The sequence below is a fragment of the Bradyrhizobium lupini genome (assembly GCF_040939785.1).
Classification (GTDB): Bacteria; Pseudomonadota; Alphaproteobacteria; order Rhizobiales; family Xanthobacteraceae; genus Bradyrhizobium; species Bradyrhizobium canariense_D.
In genome coordinates this window covers 1,464,617-1,487,520 of the sequence record NZ_CP162553.1, presented here as the reverse complement: position 1 = coordinate 1,487,520, position 22,904 = coordinate 1,464,617, and the positions used below count along the sequence as shown (strand labels likewise).

16 protein-coding genes and 4 pseudogenes are annotated in these 22,904 nt (G+C 63.9%); 8 read left to right on the top strand and 12 right to left on the bottom strand.

Features of this window, described 5'->3' with window-relative positions:
• Positions 1-128: 128 nt before the first annotated feature.
• From AB3L03_RS07340 to AB3L03_RS07325, 4 genes and pseudogenes are all read left to right on the top strand, one after another.
• Entirely contained in the window at positions 129-2,726 is a 2,598-nt protein-coding gene (locus AB3L03_RS07340) for an ATP-binding protein (RefSeq protein WP_368509018.1), read from the top strand.
• Positions 2,723-3,112, top strand: coding sequence for a response regulator (locus tag AB3L03_RS07335; protein WP_018457048.1), 390 nt, complete (start codon positions 2,723-2,725; stop codon positions 3,110-3,112). Before AB3L03_RS07340 ends, AB3L03_RS07335 begins: the two co-directional genes overlap by 4 nt.
• A pseudogene (locus AB3L03_RS07330) lies at positions 3,109-4,358 on the top strand (adenylate/guanylate cyclase domain-containing protein). Before AB3L03_RS07335 ends, AB3L03_RS07330 begins: the two are co-directional and overlap by 4 nt.
• A gap of 9 nt (positions 4,359-4,367) precedes the next feature.
• A complete protein-coding gene (locus AB3L03_RS07325; protein ID WP_368508387.1) occupies positions 4,368-5,114 on the top strand; it encodes a hypothetical protein in 747 nt (248 codons plus the stop codon).
• Here the strand turns inward: AB3L03_RS07325 and AB3L03_RS07320 are convergent.
• From AB3L03_RS07320 to AB3L03_RS07265, 12 genes and pseudogenes are all read right to left on the bottom strand, one after another.
• The gene (locus AB3L03_RS07320; protein WP_085352146.1) at positions 5,111-5,998 is read right to left on the bottom strand and encodes an ABC transporter permease; all 888 of its coding nucleotides are present in this window, start codon (positions 5,996-5,998) and stop codon (positions 5,111-5,113) included. The two genes, AB3L03_RS07325 and AB3L03_RS07320, sit on opposite strands and share 4 nt — an antisense overlap.
• Positions 5,955-6,944, bottom strand: a complete 990-nt coding sequence (locus AB3L03_RS07315) for an ABC transporter permease (RefSeq protein ID WP_368508386.1) — start codon at positions 6,942-6,944, stop codon at positions 5,955-5,957. Before AB3L03_RS07315 ends, AB3L03_RS07320 begins: the two co-directional genes overlap by 44 nt.
• A gap of 31 nt (positions 6,945-6,975) precedes the next feature.
• A complete protein-coding gene (locus tag AB3L03_RS07310; protein WP_368508385.1) occupies positions 6,976-8,487 on the bottom strand; it encodes an ABC transporter substrate-binding protein in 1,512 nt (503 codons plus the stop codon).
• A gap of 23 nt (positions 8,488-8,510) precedes the next feature.
• The gene (locus AB3L03_RS07305; protein ID WP_247394414.1) at positions 8,511-9,611 is read right to left on the bottom strand and encodes an ABC transporter ATP-binding protein; all 1,101 of its coding nucleotides are present in this window, start codon (positions 9,609-9,611) and stop codon (positions 8,511-8,513) included.
• Positions 9,611-10,601, bottom strand: a pseudogene (locus tag AB3L03_RS07300) (ABC transporter ATP-binding protein). The gene AB3L03_RS07305 and the pseudogene AB3L03_RS07300 overlap by 1 nt, the downstream one beginning before the upstream one ends.
• Positions 10,598-11,308, bottom strand: a complete 711-nt coding sequence (locus AB3L03_RS07295; RefSeq protein WP_085362288.1) for a DUF1028 domain-containing protein — start codon at positions 11,306-11,308, stop codon at positions 10,598-10,600. The pseudogene AB3L03_RS07300 and the gene AB3L03_RS07295 overlap by 4 nt, the downstream one beginning before the upstream one ends.
• A 9-nt stretch (positions 11,309-11,317) precedes the next feature.
• Positions 11,318-13,124 (bottom strand): annotated as a pseudogene (locus tag AB3L03_RS07290) (gamma-glutamyltransferase family protein).
• Positions 13,125-13,205: 81 nt separating this feature from the next.
• Positions 13,206-14,195: an ABC transporter ATP-binding protein gene (locus AB3L03_RS07285; RefSeq protein WP_018457038.1), complete on the bottom strand. Its 990-nt coding sequence runs from the start codon at positions 14,193-14,195 to the stop codon at positions 13,206-13,208.
• Complete coding sequence (locus tag AB3L03_RS07280; protein ID WP_085352225.1) at positions 14,192-15,178, bottom strand: ABC transporter ATP-binding protein; 987 nt, start codon at positions 15,176-15,178, stop codon at positions 14,192-14,194. The genes AB3L03_RS07285 and AB3L03_RS07280 overlap by 4 nt, the downstream gene beginning before the upstream one ends.
• Positions 15,179-15,266: 88 nt before the next feature.
• Complete coding sequence (locus tag AB3L03_RS07275; RefSeq protein WP_018457036.1) at positions 15,267-16,238, bottom strand: ABC transporter permease; 972 nt, start codon at positions 16,236-16,238, stop codon at positions 15,267-15,269.
• Positions 16,239-16,248: 10 nt separating this feature from the next.
• Entirely contained in the window at positions 16,249-17,229 is a 981-nt protein-coding gene (locus AB3L03_RS07270; RefSeq protein ID WP_007607877.1) for an ABC transporter permease, read from the bottom strand.
• 103 nt (positions 17,230-17,332) lie between these two features.
• Positions 17,333-18,928, bottom strand: coding sequence for an ABC transporter substrate-binding protein (locus AB3L03_RS07265; protein WP_018457035.1), 1,596 nt, complete (start codon positions 18,926-18,928; stop codon positions 17,333-17,335).
• A 304-nt stretch (positions 18,929-19,232) separates the two neighbouring features.
• Between AB3L03_RS07265 and AB3L03_RS07260 the strand changes: the two are divergent.
• From AB3L03_RS07260 to AB3L03_RS07245, 4 genes and pseudogenes are all read left to right on the top strand, one after another.
• Positions 19,233-19,489: pseudogene (locus AB3L03_RS07260) on the top strand (DUF6489 family protein).
• Positions 19,489-20,289 (top strand): triacylglycerol lipase, encoded by an 801-nt coding sequence (locus tag AB3L03_RS07255; protein ID WP_018457034.1) that lies wholly within the window; start codon positions 19,489-19,491, stop codon positions 20,287-20,289. The pseudogene AB3L03_RS07260 and the gene AB3L03_RS07255 overlap by 1 nt, the downstream one beginning before the upstream one ends.
• Positions 20,290-20,335: 46 nt before the next feature.
• On the top strand, positions 20,336-21,886 hold the full coding sequence (locus tag AB3L03_RS07250) for a wax ester/triacylglycerol synthase family O-acyltransferase (RefSeq protein WP_018457033.1): 1,551 nt from the start codon (positions 20,336-20,338) through the stop codon (positions 21,884-21,886).
• A gap of 10 nt (positions 21,887-21,896) precedes the next feature.
• Positions 21,897-22,892, top strand: coding sequence for an alpha/beta fold hydrolase (locus tag AB3L03_RS07245; RefSeq protein ID WP_018457032.1), 996 nt, complete (start codon positions 21,897-21,899; stop codon positions 22,890-22,892).
• Positions 22,893-22,904 lie beyond the last annotated feature (12 nt).

Sequence of the window (22,904 nt, the reverse complement as noted above, 5' to 3'; positions counted from 1 at the left end):
AGCGAACCCGAGGGCGGCAGCGGCCAATCCGCTGCCGCCCTTTTCTATTTGCCTCGGGGCCCGGCTGCCATCAGGCTTTCCCGCGCTCGCGAGAGACAAGGTCCGGTCTTCTTGCTAGGTTCAGCGGGATGAGCCTTCCCCTCCATCCCGACACCCCGCAAGCACGGACGCTGCCGAGCGCCGCGCGGGATGGCGTCGCGTCCGGTACGATGCCGGGGCAGGGGATCAGGACGCGGCTGTTCACCAAATATGTCGCGTTGTTCGTGGCCGTCGTCGCGATCGCGCTGCTGGCCAACGGCCTGTTCGAGGTCCTCTTCTATTATCGCGAGCACAAGGCCGCGCTGATCCGGGTTCAGCATGAACAAGCCGAGGCGGCCGCTGCCAAGATCGGTCAGTTCGTCAAGGAGATCGAGAGCCAGCTCGGCTGGACCACGCAGCTGCCCTGGTCGGCGGGCTCGCTCGAGCAGCGCCGCTTGGATGCGCTGCGGCTGCTGCGCCAAGTCCCTGCGGTCACCGAGCTCGCGCAGGTCGATGCGACCGGCAAGGAGCGGCTCCGGGTCTCGCGGCTTGCCATGGACGCGACCGACAGCGGGATCGACCTGTCGGAGGATCCGAAGTTTACCGAGGCGGTCGCGCACAAGGTCTATTACGGTCCGGTCTATTTCCGCAGGGAGTCCGAGCCGTATATGACCCTGGCGCAGGCTGGGTCGCGCAAGGATGCCGGCGTCAGTATCGCGGAGGTCAATCTCAAGCTGATCTGGGACGTCGTCTCCCAGATCAAGGTCGGCGAGCACGGACACGCCTACGTGGTGGGTCCGGAGGGACGCCTGATCGCGCACCCCGATATCAGCCTGGTCCTGCGCAACACCGACATGTCTGGTCTCACCCAGGTGCGCGCCGCGCTTGCCGGAGGCAGCGCCGCGTTCGACCCGCTTTCCGAAGCGCGCAATCTCCAGGGACAGACGGTGCTGACCGCGTCGGCCCCGATCGCGCCGCTGCACTGGACCATGTTCGTCGAGCTCCCGGTCGAGGAGGCCTATGCGACGCTCTATGCCGCGTTGGAACGGCTTGCATTCGTGCTGCTCGCGGCGTCGATCTTCGCGGTGCTTGCCGGGATATTCCTCGCGCGCCGCATGGTCGGGCCGATCCAGGCGCTGCGCAGCGGTGCCGAGCGCATCGGCAGTGGCGATTTCTCCCAGCGCATCTCGATCCGAACCGGAGACGAACTGGAGGGGCTCGCGGACCAGTTCAATGACATGGGCGAGCGCCTGCAGGAATCCTATGCGGACCTGGAGAAGAAGGTCGAGGTGAGAACCGCCGAGTTGACCGAGTCGCTCGAGCAGCAGACGGCGACGTCGGAAGTGTTGCAGGTCATCAGTTCGTCTCCGGGCGAACTCGCACCGGTGTTCCACAAGATGCTCGAGAATGCCACACGAGTCTGTGGCGCGAGTTTCGGCGTCATGAATTTGTGGGATGGAGAGAATTTCACAATTGCTGCGGACTACAATGTGCCGCCTGCGTTCGCGGCTTCGCGGAAAGATATGGCGATCCGTCCCCATCCGGAGAGCGCGCTTGCCGTGGTCGTCGGAACACGTCAAGTCGTCCACGTTCACGATGTGCAACAAACTCCGGCCTATCTTGCCGGAGGTCCGACCATTCGTGGAATCTCAGACGTCGCCGGCGCCCGTACGATCGTAATCGTGCCCATGATGAGGGAAAGCGAGCTGATCGGAACCGTCGCGGTTTATCGCAAGGAGGTCCGGCCGTTCACCGACAAGCAAATCGCGTTGGTTGAGAACTTCACGAAGCAAGCCGTCATCGCCATCGAGAATACGCGACTGCTGAACGAATTGCGCAAGCGCACGACGGAGCTGTCGCAATCCCTCGACGATCTTCGCACCGCGCAGGACCGCCTGGTCCAGACCGAGAAGCTCGCGTCGCTCGGCCAGCTCACGGCGGGAATCGCGCACGAGATCAAGAACCCACTCAATTTCGTTAACAATTTCTCGGCGGTGTCGACCGAGTTGATCGACGAGCTCAACGAGGCGCTGCAGGCGGCCTCGCTCGACGGCAAGACGAAGGCGGAGGTCGACGAGCTGACTGGCATGCTCAGGAGCAACCTCGAAAAGGTGGTGCAGCACGGCAAGCGCGCCGATTCCATCGTCAGGAACATGCTCCTGCATTCGCGCGAGGGCTCCGGAGAGCGCCGTCCGGCGGACATCAATGCCATCGTCGAGGAAAGCCTCAACCTCGCCTATTACGGCGCGCGAGCCGAGAAGCCTGGCTTCAACGTCACGATAGAGCGCGGCTTCGACCCCGCCGCAGGCATGGTCGATATCTATCCGCAGGAAATTACGCGAGTCGTCCTCAATCTGATCTCGAATGGCTTCTACGCCACTGCCCAGCGCAAGGAGAGCGCCGCAGACGCCTTCGAGCCCACCCTGCGCGCAGCAACCAGAACGCTCGGCGACAGGGTCGAAATCCGCATTCGCGACAACGGCACCGGGATCCCGTCCGAGGTGAAGGAGAAGATGTTCAATCCCTTCTTCACCACCAAGCCGGCCGGCGAGGGCACCGGGCTCGGCCTTTCCATGAGCCATGACATCGTGGTGAAACAGCACGGCGGCACGATCGACGTGAACACCGCACCAGGCGTATTCACCGAATTCATCATCACCCTGCCGCGCGTAATGGCGGCGGACGGCACTTCCGGAGGCAAGACTTGAACGTTTACATCCTGGTCGTCGATGACGAGCCCGACGTCGAGGCGCTGTTCCGGCAGCAGTTTCGGCGCGATTTGCGCGCCGGCCGCTTCCAGATGGAATTCGCGTCGTCGGCACCCGATGCGCTGAAGCTCGCCGCCGAGGTGCGCGATCCCTCGTTGATCCTGATTTTGTCCGACATCAACATGCCCGGCATGAGCGGGCTCGACATGCTGCCGAAGGTGCGTCTTGCGCATCCGGACGTTCCCGTCATCATGATCACCGCCTATGGCGACGCCGAGACGCGCCGGAAGGCGATCGAGCGCGGCGCGGTCGCACTCCTCACCAAGCCGATCGATTTCGCGCTGCTGCGGCAGGAAATCGACACAAGGCTCGAGAAAGCCGCATGACCGCGACCATCCTCTTCGTCGACGACGAGCCGGATCTCGAGGCGTTGGTCCTGCAAAAATTCCGCAAGCAGATCTGCGATGGGTCGGTGACCATCATGTTCGCGCGAGACGGCGTCGAGGCGTTGCAATCGCTCGAGCAGAATCCGCATGTCGACATGGTGGTCTCCGACATCAACATGCCAAGGATGGATGGGTTGTCACTGCTGGCGAAGCTCCAGGAAGCGGACGACAAGAAGTCCACCATCATCTTGTCGGCCTATGGCGATATGAGCAACATTCGCACTGCGATGAACCGCGGCGCGTTCGACTTTCTGACCAAACCGATCGATTTCGCCGACCTGGAGATGACGATCGAGAAGACCATCCGCCATATCGAGATGCTGCGGGAGGTGCGGCGCCGCCAGACGGAAGCCGAGCGCGCTCACGCCGCGCTCTCGCGTCATTTCTCGCCCGAGCTCGCCAAGCGTCTGGCGGCCGGCGGTGAGAGCGAGGGAATCGAAGTGCAGTGGCGCGATATCGCGACCATCTTCACGGATATAACGGGCTTCACCTCGCTGGTCGAGAGTGCGCCGCCGGAGACGCTGGGCGCCCTTCTCAACGAATATGTCGGCGGCATGACCGAAATCGTCTTCACGCATGAGGGGACGGTTGCCAAGATCATCGGCGATGCAATCCAGGTGCTCTTCAATGCGCCCGGAGATCAGCCCGATTATACGACGCGTGCGGTTGCCTGCGCGCACGAGCTCGACGCCTGGGCGGAGGATTTTTCCGCGCGCTGGAAGCCGAGAGGGGTGAATTTCGGCACCACTCGCATCGGCATTCACGCCGGGCCGGCACTGGTCGGAAATTTCGGCGGCAACCGGTTTTTCGACTACACCGCGTATGGCGACTCCATCAACATCGCGGCGCGACTGGAAGCCGCGAACAAGCATCTGGGCACGCGGATTTGCGTCAGTGCCGGCATCGCCGAGGCGGCTGAGAATTTTCGAGGTCGTCCCGTCGGGGAGCTGATGCTGCGCGGACGCAGCGAAGCGTTGCGCGCGTTCGAGCCGCTGACGCCGGCCCAATTCGCTGCGCCGGAAACGGCGCTGTATTCCGAAGCTTTTGCCAAGATGGAAGCCGGTGATGCCGCCGCCATGCCGGCTTTCGCGGCGCTGGTCGGCATGCATGCCGGCGATTCCTGGCCGGCTTTCACCTGAAGCGCCTGCTTAACGGCGACAAGGGCATTCGCATGCAACTGGAATAGGAGTCCGACATGATTGGTGAATTCTCCGCCGGCAACTACCGTTTCATTCCGTCCGTATTCCAGTATTCGGCCGGTGCGGCCGCAGACGATGGCTATGAGATCGAGCGCGTCCGCTTCGACCGGCTGGTGCCGCTCGCCGAAGGCTTTGCGCTTGCCGCGAAGCATATCCAGGAGGCGGGGCGGCAACTGACGGCCTTCTGCGCTTGCGAACTGCGCTCGCCCGCGGCGTTCAGCGAAGAAGGTTTTCGCGCGTTCAACCTGCACTATGTGAAGACGTTGTCCGAATGGGGCATCTTCGACGGCACCACCAATCCGGTGGCGCGCAGCAATGTCTGTCCAGAGATCGATCCACCGGCCGAGCCGTCGTTCTACGCGTTCTCCTTCACGCGGCCGACAAGCTCGAAGACGCCGAGCTTCGTGATTTCCGGCGGCGCCGAGGCGCGCGAGGGCGGCGGGACCTATGTCGAGCGCACCGTGCGCTACCGCGACCTCAGCCCGGAAGGCCTTCGCGAGAAGGTGCGCTTCACGACGACGTCCCAGATGGAGAACAGGATGACGGCCTTCGGCTTCGGCTGGAAGGACACGACCGGCGTGCAGGCCTATTCCGTGCACGACTTCCACCACGCGCTGGTCGACGAACTCGTCCGCCGCGGGGCGTTGCGGTCCGGCCTGACCTGGCACTATGCCCGGCCGCCGGTGGTCGATCTCGAATACGAGATGGATTGCCGCCGCGTGATGCGCGAGGTCGTGATCTAGCGCTGGCGTGGATCGAGCGCGTCGCGCAGGCCGTCGCCGAGCAGGTTCAGCGACAGCACCACGAGGAAGATCGCAAGCCCCGGCCAGATCGCCATCCACGGCGCCTGGGTCAGGAAGCGCTGCGCTGCGTTGAGCATGCTGCCCCAGGATGGCGCCGGCGGCTGCTGGCCGAGGCCAAGGAAGGACAGCGCGGCTTCGGCGATAATGGCGGCCGCAATCGACAGCGTCGCCTGCACTAGCAGCGCCGGCAGGATGTTCGGCAGGATGTGCGAGAACGCGATCCGCCACGGCGGATTGCCGAGCGCGCGCGCCGCCTCGACATAGTCCTCAGCCTTGACAACCAGCACCTGGCCGCGGGTCAGGCGGATGAAAATCGGGGTTGCCGAGATGCCGATCGCGATCATGGCGTTGCCAAGGCTCGGACCGAGGAATGCGGCGAGTGCGATCGCCAGGATCAGGAATGGGCAGGCCAGCATCGCGTCAGTCATCCGGCTGATCAGTGCATCGACGAAGCCGCCGCGATAGCCGGCAAGCAGGCCGAGCGGAACGCCGACGCCCAGAGCGATCGCCACCGAGGTGAGGCCGGCGAGCAGCGAGGCGCGGGCGCCGTAGACGACGCGGCTCAGGATGTCGCGACCGAGCTCGTCGGTGCCGAACCAGTGCGCCGTCGTGGGCGGCTTGCGAACCAGGCTCCAGCTCGTCGCGATGGGATCGTAGGGAACGACGAGCGGCGCGAGAGCCGCGAAGCCGACGAACAAACTGATCATGACAAGTCCGAACACTGCGGCCTTGCGTTTGAACAGGCGCCGCCGGGCGCGACGCGCCGGGCTGTCCAGCTCGTCAGCTTGCGCGATGGGAGCAGCGGGCAGGGCGGCATCGGTCATGAGTCCAGCCCCGTAGCCGCGGATTGACGAGGATGTAGGCGACATCGGCAACCAGGTTCAGTGTGATGTAGACCGTCGCCGTCACCAGCACGACGCCCTGTACCACCGCGTAGTCGCGGTTGAACACGGCGTCCACGATCAGTTTGCCGAAGCCCGGAATGGAGAAGATTTGCTCAGTCAGAACCGCGCCCGACAAGAGCGTGCCGAGCTCGAGCGCGCCGAGCGTAATGATTGGCGTGAGTGCGTTGCGCATGGCGTGCTTGAGGATGACCGAGCGTTCGGACAATCCCTTGGCGCGCGCGGTGCGGACATAGTCGCTTTCCAGCACCTGCAGCATGGCGCTCCGGGTGTGCCGCATTAGGACCGCGGAAATTGCGTTGCCGAGCACGAAGGCCGGCATGATGGTGGCGGCGAGGCTCGCGCGCCAGTTCTCAGTCAACGGCACGTAGCCGGACGCCGGCAGCCAGCCGAGTTCGATCGAGAACAGGAAGATCAGCATGATGCCGAGCCAGAAATTCGGCGTCGAGATGCCCCACAGCGCGAACAAATTGGCACCATAATCCCAGACGGTGCCCCTTTTCACGGCGGAGACGATGCCGGCGGGAATGCCGATCAAGAGCGCGATCAACATTGCCATCGAGCCGAGCTGGAGCGTCACCGGCAGCTTCTGCGCGATCAGCTCGCGCACCGGCATCTTGTTGCGCAGCGATTCACCGAAATTGCCTGATAGAACGCCCTTGAGCCAATAAACGTACTGCACGGGGATCGGCTGATTGAGCCGGTATTGCTGGCGGATCTGCTCGATCACGGCGGGATCGCGCTCCTCACCGGCCATCACCAGCGCTGGATCACCTGGCAACAATTGCTGGAGCGAGAAGATCAGCACCGACACGAAGAACAGTGTCGGCACGATCTGCGCGATGCGGCGGGCGAGGAAGTTCAGCATGGCGCCGGCCGCGTGTCAGGCGAGGCCACGCTCACTTGAACTTCAGCCCGACCACGCGCACGAGGCCATCTGGCATCTGCTTATAACCCTGGAGCTTGGTCGTGTGCGCAATCAGAAGCGTGCGGTGGTAGATGTAGATGATCGGCAAATCGTTGAGCACGATCCCGGTCAGCTTTTCGTAGATCGCCTTGCGCTCATCGAATTTGGCGGTCAGCCGGCCGTCTTCCATCAGCTTGTCGGCTTCCGGGTTCGAATAGACGCCATCGTTCTGCGGTGCCTTGCTGCGCATGAAGATGTAGGAGTTGCCGTCGGGATCGATGCGGCCGCTCCAGTTGATCTGGAAGATCTGGAACTCGCCGGCCTGGGCCTGCTTGAAGGTGGTCGCGAATTCGACCGCGCGGATCTTGATGTCGAAGCCCGCTTCCGCCGCCATCGACTGGATCACCTGGGCAACCGCTTCGTTCTCCGCGCCCTTGGGGATCATGTAGTCGACGGTCACCGGCGAGGTGATGCCCGCTTCCTTCAGCAGCGCCTTGGCCTTCGCGACGTCGCGGCCGTGGACCGGGAACGCCTTCTGGTAATAGGGATGTGTCGGGCTGACCCATTGATTGCCTGGGGTGAACTCGCCGTTAAAGACAACTTGGTTGAGAGCTTCGCGATCGATCGACAGATCGAGCGCTTGGCGTACTTTCGCCGACTGGCTGAGCGGCCCCTTTGCTTTGTCGTTGCGGATATTGACGGTCAGGCCGTAATAGCCGAGCTCCGGTGCCGTCGACAGCACGAGCCGCGAATCCGCACGCACGTCCTTGATGTCGGTGGCGAGCACGCGCTCGATCAGATCGAGTCCGCCGGACTTCAGGTTGGCAAGGCGCACCGTGGCGTCAACGATCGGCAGGAAGACCACCCGGTCGATATGGATGTTGTCCTTGTTCCAATAGTCGGCGAATTTTTCGAAGACCATGCGGTCCTGCTGCACGCGCTCGACGAACTTGTAGGGACCGGCGCAGACCGGATGCAGGCCGAACTTGTCGCCGGCCTCCTTGGCAGCCTTCGGCGACACCATCATGCCGGAGCGGTCGGTCAGCTGGGCGATCAGCGGGGAGTAAGGTGTCTTAAGCACCAGCTTGATGGTCAGAGGGTCTACGATTTCGACATGGTCGACGCTGGCGAGCTCGGACTTGCGGAACGAGGTCGGCAGCGTCATGTGACGCTCGATCGAGAACTTTGCGGCTTCCGCGTCGAGCGGCTCGCCGTCGTGGAATTTCACGTTGGGCCGGAGCTTGATCGTCATCTCCTTGCCGTCGGGCGAGGTCTCATGCGACAGCGCGAGCTGCGGCACGATGTTGAGCTTCTCGTCGATGTCGAACAGCTTGTCGCAGAAGGCGGAGAACACGATGCGGCCGACATAGGTGCGGCCGATGCTGGGATCGAGGATGTCAGGATCCTCGGCGATGCCGATGCGAAGTGTGGTCTGGGCTTGGGCCGCGCCTACGAGCGACGTCAGCAATGCCGACGCCAGGAGTGCCAAACGCATAGGACTCATCGCTCTCAACCTCTGTTTTACGGCTATGCCGGGTTCGTCCCCAATGAACTAACCCCGCTGCCGCGGACTGCTTCCGGGCCGCCGCTGAAGGCGGCGACCAATTTTTCGAGAACCGGGGAGAAGCCGCCGTCCGTTGGGACGATCGCCTCGGACGACGGCAGTCCCGACGTTCGGTGGCATGCCGTTGCATGTCCGATGCCATCCTGCACGAGCTGAGGCATTTCGTTGCGGCAACGGTCGACCACGTAGGGGCAGCGGGTGTGGAAGCGGCATCCCGGCGGCGGATTGAGCGCGCTGGGGATTTCGCCCTGCAGCACAATGCGGCTGCGCTTTGCCCGCGGTTTAGGCACGGGAATCGCGGACAATAGAGCCCGGCTGTAGGGATGACGCGGTGCGGCAAACAGCGCGTCCGCCGCCGCCGTCTCGACGATCTGGCCGAGATTCATCACCGCCACGTGGTCGGCGATGTGCTTGACCACCGCGAGGTCGTGCGAGACGAAAATGTAGGCCAGCCCGAGCCGGTCCTGCAGCTCGCGCAGCAGATTGAGGATCTGCGAGCGGATCGAGACGTCGAGCGCCGAGACCGGCTCATCGCAGATGATCAGTTTCGGCTCGACCGCGAGCGCGCGGGCGATGGCGATACGCTGGCGCTGGCCGCCGGAAAACTCGTGCGGGTAACGACGCGCCAGCCGCGGCTCCAGCCCGACCAGCCGCAGGATCTCCTCGACGCGTTCGCGCCGCCGGGCGGGCGGCACCAGATTGTGCAGCGCCAGCGGCTCGGTCAGGATCTGGCCGACGGTCATGCGCGGATTGAGCGAGGCGTAGGGGTCCTGGAAGATGATCTGCGCCTCGCGGCGAAAGGCGCGCAGTGCGCCGGCGTCGAGCGAGAGCAGATCGCGGCCTTCGAAACGGATCGTGCCTGCATCCGGCTCGATCAGCCGCAGCACCAGGCGGCTAACGGTGGATTTGCCGCAGCCGGATTCACCGACCAGCGCTAGCGTCTTGCCGGCATCGAGCGAGAAGGAAACGCCATCGACCGCTTTGACATGCGCCAGCGCCCGGCCGAACAGCGAACGCTCGGCGACGAAATGCTTGAGCAGACCCTGAACCTCGAGCAGAGCCATCACGACACCAGACGTTCGAGCGGAGCGCGCAGGCAGCGCGAGAGGTGGCCGGGGCTGACTTCGAGCAGCGGGGGCGGCGCCTTGGTGCAGGCGTCCAGCACGAAGGGGCAGCGTGCGGCGAAGCGGCATCCCGCGGGCGGCTGCATCATGTTCGGGACCATGCCCTCGATCGTGGCGAGCTGGTCGGCGCGATGGTCAAGCCGCGGGATCGAGCCGAGCAGGCCGACGGTGTAGGGGATGCTGCGGCGCTGAGAACAGCTCGTCCACCGGCGCGCGCTCGACGATCTCGCCGGCATACATCACCGCGACCTCGTCGCAGACTTCGGCGACGACGCCGAGATCGTGGGTGATCAGGATGATGGCAGCGCCGCTCGCCGCCTTCAATTCGCGCATCAGCTCCAGGATCTGCGCCTGCAGCGTGACATCGAGCGCGGTGGTCGGCTCGTCCGCGATCAGCAGCCGCGGGTCGCAGGCGAGCGCCATCGCGATCATGACGCGCTGGCGCATGCCGCCGGAGAGCTTGTGCGGATATTCGTCGATCCGCCGCTCGGGCGAGGGGATGTGGACGCGACGCAGCAGATCGATCGCCCGCTCGCGCGCACTCCTGCGCGAACCGCCGCGGTGGCGCAAAATCGTCTCGATGATCTGGTCGCCGATGGTGAAGCTCGGATTGAGCGAGGTCATCGGCTCCTGAAAGATCATCGCGAGCCGGTTGCCGCGGAGGTCCCGCAGCGTCTGGTCCGACGTCTTAAGCAGGTCGAAACCGTCGAAGCGGATCGCGCCGGAGATCTCCGCGCTCTGCTTCGGCAGCAGGCCCATGATCGCCAGCGACGTCACGCTCTTGCCGCAGCCGGATTCGCCGACGAGGCCGAGCGTCGCGCCATTGGCGACGCTGAGATCGACGCTGTCGACCGCATGGGTGACGCGGCCGTCGTCGCCGTGAAAACGAATGCGCAGATCGCTGATCTCGATGAGGGGGCTCGGGTTCATGAGCGTATTGCGCGCGCTGCGGCGATGCTGGCGTCGATGACGCTGCGATCGGTGTTGCCGGCAGGGTTCTGCCGGGTTGGCATGGAAACGCGGAAGTGGACCCAGAGTTCGTGGCTGACGCGCTCGAGCCGCTCGAGCTCGCCGAGCGGATCGGGATGATCGTCGGCGCGCAGGTCCAGCGCCGGCCATTCCTCCTCGCCGTGGATCAGGAGCGCGGCGGACTGCTTGCCGCGCTTGTCGCCGCCAGCGGCCTCGCCCGCGCGCAGCGCGGCAAGCAGGCGGCGCGGGAAGGGCAGGCTGTCATTGGCGATATAGGTTTTTGCGGTCTCGTCGAGCACGTCGGCGCCCGCGAGCATGTTGCCGGCGATCGAGAAGCCGCTGCCCGCAATGTGCCCGCACCAATCCACGCAGTCGCGCCCGGTATGCGCGGCAATCGCGCCGCTGGCGTCCATGATGTGAATCTGGCGGCTCTCGCGGCCGTCGTCGGTCGCGAGCAGGGCGGCCAGCACGTCGTGCGCGTTGAGGCCCTCACGCAGCAGCTTGACGCCGTCGATACCGTAATAAGGATTGACGAAAGCCTGCGTCGCGATGGCGCCAAGGCCCGCCGCGATGTAGGGGACACGCGCGCCGACGGCGAAGAAGCGCGTGGCAACGGCGATGCCAAACTGGCCGGTAGCAGAATCGCGCGCGATGATCGACCAGGTCATGTGCTGCCTTTAGCGTCCTGCGGCGTAGCCCTGCATGCCGCGCGGATTGGCGGCGGCGCGGCGGCGCGGACCGACGCGCGAGGCCGCGGTGAGGCGGCCTTCGGACCAGTCCGGACCGACCTCGACGATATGTCCGCGCTCACGCAGGTTCTCGATCGTCGCCTTCGGCACGCGGTTCTCGATCACGAGCACGCCGGGGCGCGCGGTGCGGGGCCAGAACGAGATCGGGAAATGCTCGGAATGCCAGGCCGGCGCGTCGATCGACTCCTGGAGATTGAGATTGCAGTGGACGTGTCGGAGGAAAAACTGCGTGATCCACTGGTCCTGCTGGTCGCCGCCGGGCGAGCCCCAGGCGAGATAAGGCTCGCCGTCGCGCAGTGCCATGGTCGGCGACAGCGTGGTGCGGGGCCGTTTGCCCGGCGCGAGCGAGCTCGGTTGGTTCTCCTCCAAATCGAACATTTGTGCGCGGCTGCCGAGGGCAGAAACCCAGCTCGGGAATGACAGGCGAGGATTGCAGCCAGCCTCCCGACGGCGTCGAGGACACCATGTTGCCGACCTTGTCAATGATGTCGAAATGCACGGTGTCGCCGCGCACCTCGCCGAAGCGCCCCACGGTTGGCTCGCCGGCGCCGAGCGCGCCGACGGCCTCGCGCTGGCCCTCAGCTCGGCGCAGCTTGACCACGCCGCCAAGGCCCTCGACCGTGCCGGGCCGGAGATCGAGCGAAGCTTTCTCGGTAACCAACTTACGACGTTCGTCGTTATAGGCATCTGACAGCAGCGTTGCGATCGGGATTTCGCTGAACTTGGGGTCGCCGTAGAATTTTTCGCGATCGGCAAAGGCGAGTTTTGCGCATTCGATCTGGAGATGGATGAACTCCGGTCCGGTCGGATCGAGCCCATCGAGGGCAAAGCCCTTCAGCAGCGCGAGTTGCTGCAGCGTCACGGGACCCTGGCTCCAGACCCCGGCCTTGCAGACCGTGTAGCGGCCATAATCGTAGGTGAGCGGAGCCTCGACCGTCGGCTGCCAGCGCGCCATGTCGTCGGCCGACAGCACACCGCGATGCGGCGAGCCGCTGACGTCCATCACGTCCTGCGTCCGGCAGAATTTGTCGATGGCTTCCGCGACGAAGCCCTGCGACCAAGCCTTGCGTGCGCGCTCGATCTCGGCATCGCGGCCGCCGCCGCCGCTTTCGGCCTCGCTCAGGATTCGCGCATAGGTCGCCGCAAGTGTCTTGTTGGTGAAGAGCGTGCCGGGCTTTGGCACTTCGCCGTTCGGGAGATAGACGGCGGCCGATGTCGGCCAGTGCGTGCGGAATAATTGCTCGACGGTCTGGATCGTGGCGCAGGCGCGCTCGACCAGCGGATAGCCGTCGCGCGCATAGGAGATCGCGGGCTCCAGCACATCGCGCACGCGCATCGTGCCGTAGTCACGGAGCAGCATCATCCAGGATTCGAAGGTGCCGGGGACGCAGGCCGCGAGCAGGCCGGTGCCGGGCACCATGTCGAGGCCTTCGCTCTTGTAATGCGCGATGGTGGCGCGGGCCGGTGCCGGGCCCTGGCCGCAGATCACCTCGGTGCGGCCGCGCTTCACGTCGTGCACGATGATCGGAACGTCGCCGCCGGGGCCGTTCAGATGCGGCTCGACCACCTGGAGCGTGAAAGCGGTGGCGACGCCGGCGTCAAAGGCATTGCCGCCCTTTTCCAGAAGGGCCATCCCGATAGCGGTCGCGATCCAGTGCGTGGTCGCAACGACCCCGAAGGTGCCTTCGATCTCGGGGCGTGTCGTGAAGGGATCGGGATTGACGATGCTGGCCATGGACTACCTCATTTGCGGCGCGCGCAATTGATCACAGGGCCAGGCCGCCGCCAAATGCGCAGGCTGCATGGCACGCGCGCGTCACGCCGGTACCGGCGCGGTGTTGACCGCGTGGCAGGCGACGCCGTCGATCAATTCAGGTGCTTCCCTACGGCAGAGATCGAACGCCAGCGGGCAGCGCGGATTAAAGGCGCACCCGGACGGCGGGTTGATCGGGTTCGGGATCTCGCCCTTCACGGGGATGCGCTGGCGGCCGCTCATGGCAAGATCAGGCACGGCGCCAAGCAGCATCTTGGTATAGGGCATGCGCGGATGGGCAAACAGCTCGCGCCCTTCCGCGATCTCGACGATGCGGCCGAGATACATCACACCGACGCGGCTCGCCATGTGGCGGACGACGGCGAGGTTGTGGCTGATGAACATGTAGGTCAAGCCGAACTTGTCCTGGAGGTCGCGCATCAGGTTCAGGATCTGCGCCTGCACGGAGACGTCAAGCGCGGAGGTCGGCTCGTCGCAGACGATAAACTCCGCGTCGGAGGCGAGCGCGCGCGCGATCGCGATGCGCTGACGCTGGCCGCCCGAGAATTCGTGCGGAAATTTCAACCTGTCGTCGGGATGCAGGCCGACGAGGGTGAGAAGCTCTCCGACCCGCGCCTGGATGTCGCGCTCGCCCTCGATCAGGTCGAACGCGCGGATTGGCTCGGAGATGATGGCGTCGACTCGGAAGCGTGGGTTCAGGCTCGCATAGGGATCCTGAAAGATCATCTGGATGCGGCGGCGCAGTTTCCGCCGCGCCTGGGCCTGCCGCGGATCGGTCATTGAGATGCCGTCGATCAAGACGTTGCCGGAGCTTGGCGGCAGCAAGCCGACGACCATCCGCGCCACCGTGGTCTTGCCCGAGCCGGATTCGCCGACCAGTGCAAAGGTCTCGCCCTTCCTGATGTCGAAGGTGACGCCATCGACGGCCTTGAGATATTCGAGCTGCCCGCCTTCGAGCATGCGGTTGAGCCAGGGTTTCGAGACGTCGAAGACGCGGCGCAGATTCGTGGCCTGGATGAAGGGAGCGCTCATGCCGCGCTCTCCGCCGGCACGCCGTCATAGAGATGGCAGGCGACGGCTTGCGTGCCGCGCGGCAGCGGCTCCGGCCTCTCCACGCGGCATCGGTCGAATGCGAATGCGCAGCGCGGATTGAACGAACAGCCGCGCGGGATCGCCGACAGGCGCGGCATGGAGCCGGGGATCTGCACCAGACGCTTGTCGTCGCCGGCAAGCGTCGGGATCGCGCCCATCAGGCCCTTGGCGTAGGGGTGCAGCGGGTTCCTGACCACGTCCTGCACCGGACCGATCTCGGCGACGCGGCCGGCATACATCACCGCGACCCGGTCGGAGGTCTCGGCGATCACGCCCATGTCGTGGGTCACCAGCATCACCGCAGTGCCGTGATCGCGGCCGAGACGCTTGATCAGCGAGATGATCTGCGCCTGCACGGAAACGTCGAGCGCGGTGGTCGGCTCGTCGGCGATGATCAGCTCCGGTTCGGCGCAGATCGCGAGCGCAATCACCACGCGCTGGCGCATGCCACCGGAGAATTCGTGCGGATAGCCGTCGATGCGCTTTTCCGGAGCCGGGATTCCAACTTCGGCGAGCAGGTCGATGGCTCGGCGGCGGGCGGCGGTCTCGGACAGGTTCAGATGCGTTCTGATCGTCTCGATGAGCTGGTCGCCGACGCGGTAGAGCGGATTGAGCGAGGTGAGGGGGTCCTGGAAGATCATGCCGATCCGCTTTCCCCGGATACGGCGCAGCTCCTCCGCCGGCAAATTGTCGATGCGCAGGCCCGCAAGGCGAATCTCGCCGCCGGCGATGCGGCCCGGCGGATCGATCAGGCCGATCACAGCCAAGCCTGTGACGGACTTGCCGGCGCCGGATTCGCCGACCACGCCGAGTACCTCGCCCTTGGCGATGTCGAAGGAGACGCCATCGATGGCGCGTAGCGTGCCGCGGCGGGAGGCGAACTCGACCTGAAGATTACGCACGGAGAGGATGGGGTCGGTCATGAGCGAGACGCTCTCATCCAGGTTTTGCTCATCCAGATCATGCTCATCCAAGTCTCGCTCATCCGAGTCTTGCTCATCGAAATGTTGTTCATCGGAGCTTCGGGTTGAGCGCGTCGCGCAGCCAGTCGCCGAGCAGGTTGATCGACAGGATCAGGGCAGCGAGCGCGATACCAGGGAAGGCCACAATCCACCATTCGCCCGCGAACAGGTAGTTGTTGCCGATGCGGATCAACGTGCCGAGCGAGGGCATTGTGTCGGGCAGGCCGACGCCAAGGAAGGACAGCGTTGCCTCGGTGATGATGGCGAGCGCAAGGTTGATCGTGGCGATGACCAGGATCGGACCCATCGTGTTTGGCAGCACATGGCGGAACATGATCTTTGGTGCGGGAAGGCCGATCAATTGCGCGGCCGCCACGTAATCCTTGTTCTTCTCGACCATCACGGAACCGCGCACCGTGCGGGCATACCCGACCCAGAAACTCAGGCCAATCGAGATCACCAGCACCACCAGCATGCTGGTTGCATCCAGCCGGTTGCCGAGGATCGATTTGGCGATGCCGTTGACCAGCAGCGCGATCAGGATGGCGGGAAAAGTGAGTTGCACGTCGGCGATCCGCATGATCACGCCGTCCACCGCGCCCCCGAAATAGCCGGCGACCAGGCCAAGCGCGATGCCGAGCGCGCCGGCGAAGATCACGCCGGCCACGCCGACGGCGAGCGAGATGCGCAGCCCGTAGAGAATGGCGGAGAACACGTCGCGGCCCTGCTCGTCGGTGCCGAGCAGGAACGGGCTCTGCCCCTCGGCGGTCCAGAGCGGTGAGATCCGGGAATTCATCAATTGGAGCTGTGCCGGATCGAACGGGTCCTGCACCGCGAGCGCGGAGGCAAAGATCGCGAGCAGGAAGAACAGCACGGTAATGACTGCCGCCACCATGGTCAGCTTGGATCGGCGAAACGAATAGAAGATGTCGCTGTTGAGTGCGCGACTGAACCAGCTGCGGGCGGCATGCGTCGGCAGCGTGCTCGGCTTGTCGGGATGAGAGGCGACCACTTCGGACATACAGGCTGCCTTATGTGGCGCGGCCGACGGTCGCGCGCAGGCGCGGATCGACGACGGTGTAGAGGATGTCGACCACCAGATTGATGGTGACGAAAATCAGTGAGACCATCAGCAAGTAGGCGGCCATAATCGGGATATCGACGTTTTGCACGGCCTGTACGAACAGAAGTCCCATGCCGGGCCATTGGAACACGGTTTCGGTGATGATCGAAAATGCAATAACCGAGCCAAACTGCAGGCCGGCTACCGTGATCACCGGAATCAGCGTGTTCTTCAGCGCGTGGCCGAAATGAATGGCACGGGTTGTCAGCCCGCGGGCGCGGGCAAAGCGGATATAATCTGTCCGAAGCACTTCCAGCATCTCCGCGCGCACCAGCCGCATGATCAGGGTCATCTGGAACAGGCCGAGCGTGATCGAGGGCATGATCAGCGCCTTCAGGCCCGACAATGTGAGCAGGCCCGTGGTCCACCAACCCAGCTTGACGACTTCGCCCCGGCCGAACGAGGGCAACCAGCCCAACGTCACTGCGAACAGGTAGATCAGAAGGATGCCGATCAGGAAAGTCGGCAGCGAGATGCCAATCAGCGAAACCGCCTGGAATAATTTGGCGAGCAGGGTGTCGCGCCTGAGCGCCGAATAGACGCCCATCAGGATGCCGGAGACCATTGCAAATACGGTCGCGCAGATCGCAAGTTCCAGCGTTGCCGGCATACGCTCCATCAACAGCGTCGAGACCGGCTGGCGGAACTGATAGGAGACGCCGAACTTGAATTGCGCCGCATCGGCGAAATAGCGCACGAACTGCACCGGCACGGGATCATCGAGGCCCAGCGACTTGCGCACGGCGGCGCGTTCGGCCGCCGGCGTATCAAGCGAGACGATCTGGTTGATGGGGTCGCCGGCGAAGCGGAACATCGAGAACGCGATGATGCCGACGGCGAACATGACGCCGATGGCCTGAACGGCCCGGCGAAGAGTGAAAGCGAGCATGCCTTCCACTTTCCTTGAGTGTGCGTCTGGCCGACGTCTTTGTCAGCCGAAAAGGAAAGGTCCCGGTAGCCTGACGCTGCCGGGACCTTGTGTTCAACTGACGCTATTCCTTCTTGGTCGCCCAGTGGAACATGACCAGATTGTCGGCGCGCTGCGGCAGGTTGACCTTTTTCGATACGCCCCAGGCCAGCGCCTGCTGGTGCAGCGGAATATAAGCCCAGTCCTTGATGCTGATCTCATACGCTTGCTTGATCAGCTGGTTGCGCTTTGTGGTGTCGGTTTCGACCAGCACCTTGTCGGTGATGGCGTCGAATTCCTTGTTGCAATAGCCGCCGAGATTGGCCTCGCCGCGCGATGATTTCGCATCGTCGCGACAGCCCATAATGTCGTAGAGCACGTTATGGGAGTCCATCGTGCTCGGCGTCCAGCCCAGCATGTAGAACGAGGTCTGATAGCCGCCCTGCTTCAACACCTTGGCGAAGTATTGCGCCTTGGGCTGCGCCAGCAGATTGATCTTGACGCCGATGCGGGCAAGCATGCCCACGACGGCCTGGCAGATCGCCGCGTCGTTGACGTACCGATCGTTCGGGCAATCCATGGTGACCTCGAAGCCTTCGGGGTACCCGGCCTCGGCCAGGAGCTTCTTGGCACCATCTGGATCGAACTTCGGCCGGGTGAACTCCTTGGACAGCACGAACAATTCCGGAGCGATCATCAGCGCCGAGGGCGTGGACAGCCCGCGCATCACCCGCGTCTTGATCAGCTCGATGTCGATGGCTTTGTAGAAGGCTTCGCGGACCTTGACATCCTTGAACGGGTTCTTGCCCTTGATGTTGGAGTAGAGCAGCTCGTCACGCGTCTGATCGAATCCGATGAAGATGGTGCGCAACTCAGGGGCCTTCAGCACCTGGGCATTCGGGCTCGCATCGACGCGGGAGATGTCCTGGATCGGCACCGGCTCGATCACGTCCACTTCACCCGAGAGCAGCGCGGCGACGCGGGTGGCATCGGACGAGATCGGGGTGAAGATAATCTCCTTCAGGTTACCTTCCATCTTGCCCCAGTAGTTGGGATTGGCCTTGAACACGGTCTTCACACCGGGCTGATGGCTTTCGATGATGAAGGGACCGGTGCCGTTCTCGTGAAGCGAGGCATAGCTCGGAGAGGTCGCGGACACCGGCGTCGGCTCGACCGCTTTGTTCTCCTCAGCCCATTTCTTGTCCATGATGTACCAGACATCCCACGACGAATTTAGGATGGGATTGGGCGAGGGCAGGACGAAATCGACTGTGTAGTCGTCGACCTTGACGACCTTGACGTTGGGCGCCAGCCGGGTCTGCATGTTCGAGTTCTTGTTGCGGACGCGATCGGCGGAGAACAGCACGTCGTCGGCGGTGAAGGGGTCGCCGTTATGAAATTTGACGCCCTTGCGCAAATGGAAGCGCCAGCGGGTCGGCTCCGGTGTCTCCCAGCTCTCAGCCAGCGCCGGGATGATCTTCAGGTCCTTGTCGCGCGCGGTGAGGCCTTGATAGACGTGACCGAGATGAGCGTGCGTGGTGGACTCGTTCAGCGAATACGGATCAAGCGACTTGAGATCGCCCTGGTTGGCGTAGCGCAGCGTCTGGCTCGACGCCGGCGAGACCGCCAACGCAAGCATACTGGCGAGCGTCGCCGCAAACAGACTTCGTCCGACTGACATTCTTGACCTCTCCACTCGCCCGCACCGTCATTTTTGATTGTTCGGCGGGGCTGATCGAACCATGTTGCCCAGAGTTCTCGACCCGTGCAAGCGCCATTCCAGCAAGGAACGCGCCAAGTTGCACCGCTGTGCAGCAATGCTGACCGGCATGACGGGAGGACGGGCGCGGCCGCGGCCGATTTTGATTGACCATATCCGCCGATCGGGGAAGCCGGAGCGCCGCCACCGGCTTCAGGTCGCTTGCGTTGTACACCGCCTCGCGGCGATACTGCAGTAGGCCGCTCGAATCTCATCTGGAGGGGACATGAAAGTTAACATCGAAATCGACTGTACCCCCTCGAAGCCCGTCAGTTCATCGGATTGCCCGACCTGGCACCAATGCAGACGGCGGTCATGGACAAGCTGCAGCAGCAGGTTCTGAGCAACATCGACAAGGTCTCGCCGGAATCGCTGATCCAGAGCTGGTTCACCTTCGATCCAAAGCTTGCCGAGCGATTTCAGGACATGTTCGTCACCATGGCCGGCCTCGGCGGCACGCGCAGCGGCGATAAGAAGAAATAATGCCGCCCGGTCCGGACGGGCCGCAGACCTCAGGCCGGCTTCGTCCGCCGGGCCTTGCTTTGCTGCTCGCCGAAGCCCGTGGGTTGCTCGAACTCAACGCCAGCCTGCTGCTGTCGCCGGTCCTGATGCGGGCGCCAAAAGGCGACGGCCATCCGGTGCTGGCGCTGCCTGGCTTCCTCGCCAGCGATCTCTCGATGGCGCCGATGCGGCGCTATCTCAGCGAGCTTGGCTATGAGGCACATGCCTGGCGGATGGGCCGAAATTTCGGCGGGTTCGGACGGATGCGGGATTCGTTGCGCGCCCGTCTAGCCGAAATCCATGCTGCGAGCGGCCGCAAGGTCAGCCTGGTCGGATGGAGTCTCGGCGGCGTCTATGCGCGCGATCTCGCGCTCCAGGCGCCCGACATGGTCCGCAATGCCATCACGCTCGGCAGCCCTTTTGCCAATGACATACGGGCGACCAATGCGACGCGGCTCTACGAGATGATGTCCGGCGAGCGTGTCGAGGATTTCGCCGAGCTGCGCGTGGCGATCGCCGGCGATCTTCCGGTGCCGGCGACGTCGATCTATTCGCGCGCCGACGGGATTGTGAACTGGCGGACCTGCCTGCTGCGTCCCTCCGACCGTGCCGAGAACATCGAGGTGCACCTGGCGAGCCATATCGGGCTTGGGGTGAATCCCGCGGCGCTGTGGGCCGTGGCGGACCGCCTTGCGCAACCGGAGGGAGAGTTCTGGCCATTTGACAGGGCAGGGCCGTTTGCCATTGCATATGCCCCGCCGGAACAGGCAGTATCGGCCTGACGAGAAGCGCCGCCTAAGGCGCCCGTCAAATACTCGGGAGGGAACTATGGCTGACGGTAAGAAGCTGTCGTCGCTGGACGCGTCGTTTCTCTATCTGGAAACGCCGGAAATGCCGATGCATGTCGGGAGCATGGCGATCTTTCGTCTGCCGGACGACTACAAGGGCGACTTCTTCGAAGATTTCAAGGCGATGATCGTCTCGCGCCTGCACATCGCGCCGATCCTCAAAGCGCGGCTGGAGAAGGCGCCGCTCGATATCGATCATCCCTCCTGGATCGAGGACGATCAGTTCGACATTGACCGTCACATCTTCCGCGCCAGCCTGCCGCAGCCGCGCGACCGCGCTACGCTCGAACGCATCGTGGGCTGGATGCACGCCAAGCTCTTGAACCGTGCCCGCCCGCTCTGGGAGTTCTACGTGTTCGAGGGCATGAAGGACAACGAGGTCGGGCTCTATTCCAAGATGCATCATGCCGCCATCGACGGCGGCGCCGGTGCGGCGCTGACCAACATGATCTACGACATCTCGCCGATCCCGCGGAAGGTCGATCCGCCGACCGCGGGAGCGAAGCCCGGGCAGGAGCCGCGCGACATCGCAGCGAACCTGGTCGATTCCTACCAGCAGCTTTTCACCCAGCCGCTCGATCCATCGGCGGCCGCGAAGAATCTGCAGCTGCCACGCACCGGCAAGAGCGATATCGGTTCGATCCTGTTCGACAATGCGATGTACCAGATCGAGAGTGCGGTGCGCTTTGCCGGCAACATCCCAACCATGGTCAAGAGCGTCTCGGACGTGCTCGGCAAGATATCCGATCCAAAATCGCGCGAGAGCCTCGCCAGCATGGTCTCGCCGCCGACCATGCTCAACAAATCGATCTCGTCCGAGCGCAGCTTCGCCGGTGTCTCGATTTCGCTGTCGCGATCCAAGGCGCTGGCCAAGCAGGCCGGCGGCAAACTCAACGACGTCGTGCTGGCGCTCGCTTCCGGGGTGGTCCGGCGCTACCTGCAGCAACATGGAACGCTGCCGGCGAAGTCCTTGACCGCTGCCGTACCGATCTCGCTGCGCGAGGAGGGCAACACCGACGCCAACAACCAGGTGTTCGGCATGATCTGCTCTATCGCAACCAACATCGACGATCCCAAGGCACGCCTGGAAGCCATTATCGCGCAATCGACCAAGTCCAAGGAGATGTCGCATCCACTGCGGGCTCTGATGCCGCAGATCTCCAATATCTCGATGCTGGGCGCGCCGATTGTCGTGCAGATCATGGCGCTGCTCTACAGCCGCTCCGACTTGTCGAATGTGTTGCCGCCGGCTGCGAACATTACGGTGTCCAACGTGCCGGGGCCGCGGCAGACGCTCTACGCCGCGGGCGCGGAGCTGTTGCACATCTTCCCGGTATCGATCTCGACGCACGGACAGGCGCTCAACATCACCGTGCAGAGCTATCGCGACCAGCTCGATTTCGGCTTCATCGTCGGCGCCAACATCATTCCGCACGTGCAGGTGATGTGCGACATGCTGCCGGAAGAATTCGCCGCGCTCGAGGCTGCCTATGCTTCGCCCGCGGCGGACATAAAGGGCGCCGCTGAGTAGGAATGTTCCGATGATTGAAATGCCACCGCTCAAGTTCGTACAGACGAACGGAATCCGCATGGGCTATTACGAGGCGGGCCCGGTCACAGACAAGCCGCCGATGGTGCTGTGCCATGGCTGGCCCGAACTCGCATTTTCCTGGCGCCACCAGATCAAGGCGCTGAGCGAGGCCGGCATCCGCGTGATCGCGCCGGACCAGCGCGGCTACGGCGCGACCGACCGGCCAGAGCCGGTCGAGGACTACGACATCGAGCACCTGACCGGCGATCTGATCGGCCTGCTCGACCATCTTCAGATCGACAAGGCGATCTTCGTCGGCCATGACTGGGGCGGTTTTATCGTCTGGCAGATGCCACTCCGGCACATCGACCGGGTCGCCGGCGTGGTCGGCATCAATACGCCTCATACCAACCGCGCCTGGGCCGATCCGATCGAACTCCTGCGCGCGCGCTTCGGCGAAAAGATGTATATCGTGCAGTTCCAGGATCCCGCGCGTGAGCCCGACAAGATCTTTGGCAGTCGCGTCGAGCAGACCTTCGATGCCTTCATGCGCCAGCCCGTAGCGCGCCCGGCAGATGCTCCGGCGGAGGAAGTCGTCGCGGGTGTCGGTGCCTCCCCGCGACTGAACCTGGCATTTCCGCAGATGATCGCGGGCTACGATGCGAAGCACGATCCTCGCACGCCGATCCTGTCGCCCGAAGAGAAAAAGGTGTTCGTGGACAATTTCACCAGGACGGGCTTCACCGGCGGCATCAACTGGTACCGCAATATGTCCCGCAACTGGATGCGCGCCGAAGGGCTCGATCATACGGTGCGCGTGCCGTCGCTGATGATCATGGCCGAGAACGACGCGGTGTTGCCGCCGTCTTCCGCCGATGGCATGGACAAGCTGATCCCCGATCTGGAAAAATATCTGGTCCGCGACAGCGGCCATTGGACGCAGCAGGAGAAGCCGGAGGAAGTCAGCGCCAAGCTGATCGAATGGCGTAGAAGGCGGTTTGGTTAGCTCGCAACGACG

Bases quoted from the DNA above. Each gene is read 5' to 3' on its own strand.
- AB3L03_RS07340 (WP_368509018.1), top strand. From the start codon at position 129: ATGAGCCTTCCCCTCCATCCCGACACCCCGCAAGCACGGACGCTGCCG.
- AB3L03_RS07325 (WP_368508387.1), top strand. From the start codon at position 4,368: ATGATTGGTGAATTCTCCGCCGGCAACTACCGTTTCATTCCGTCCGTA.
- AB3L03_RS07320 (WP_085352146.1), bottom strand. From the start codon at position 5,998: ATGACCGATGCCGCCCTGCCCGCTGCTCCCATCGCGCAAGCTGACGAG.
- AB3L03_RS07315 (WP_368508386.1), bottom strand. From the start codon at position 6,944: ATGCTGAACTTCCTCGCCCGCCGCATCGCGCAGATCGTGCCGACACTG.
- AB3L03_RS07310 (WP_368508385.1), bottom strand. From the start codon at position 8,487: ATGAGTCCTATGCGTTTGGCACTCCTGGCGTCGGCATTGCTGACGTCG.
- AB3L03_RS07305 (WP_247394414.1), bottom strand. From the start codon at position 9,611: ATGGCTCTGCTCGAGGTTCAGGGTCTGCTCAAGCATTTCGTCGCCGAG.
- AB3L03_RS07295 (WP_085362288.1), bottom strand. From the start codon at position 11,308: ATGACCTGGTCGATCATCGCGCGCGATTCTGCTACCGGCCAGTTTGGC.
- AB3L03_RS07285 (WP_018457038.1), bottom strand. From the start codon at position 14,195: ATGAGCGCTCCCTTCATCCAGGCCACGAATCTGCGCCGCGTCTTCGAC.
- AB3L03_RS07280 (WP_085352225.1), bottom strand. From the start codon at position 15,178: ATGACCGACCCCATCCTCTCCGTGCGTAATCTTCAGGTCGAGTTCGCC.
- AB3L03_RS07275 (WP_018457036.1), bottom strand. From the start codon at position 16,238: ATGTCCGAAGTGGTCGCCTCTCATCCCGACAAGCCGAGCACGCTGCCG.
- AB3L03_RS07270 (WP_007607877.1), bottom strand. From the start codon at position 17,229: ATGCTCGCTTTCACTCTTCGCCGGGCCGTTCAGGCCATCGGCGTCATG.
- AB3L03_RS07265 (WP_018457035.1), bottom strand. From the start codon at position 18,928: ATGTCAGTCGGACGAAGTCTGTTTGCGGCGACGCTCGCCAGTATGCTT.
- AB3L03_RS07255 (WP_018457034.1), top strand. From the start codon at position 19,489: ATGCCGCCCGGTCCGGACGGGCCGCAGACCTCAGGCCGGCTTCGTCCG.
- AB3L03_RS07250 (WP_018457033.1), top strand. From the start codon at position 20,336: ATGGCTGACGGTAAGAAGCTGTCGTCGCTGGACGCGTCGTTTCTCTAT.
- AB3L03_RS07245 (WP_018457032.1), top strand. From the start codon at position 21,897: ATGATTGAAATGCCACCGCTCAAGTTCGTACAGACGAACGGAATCCGC.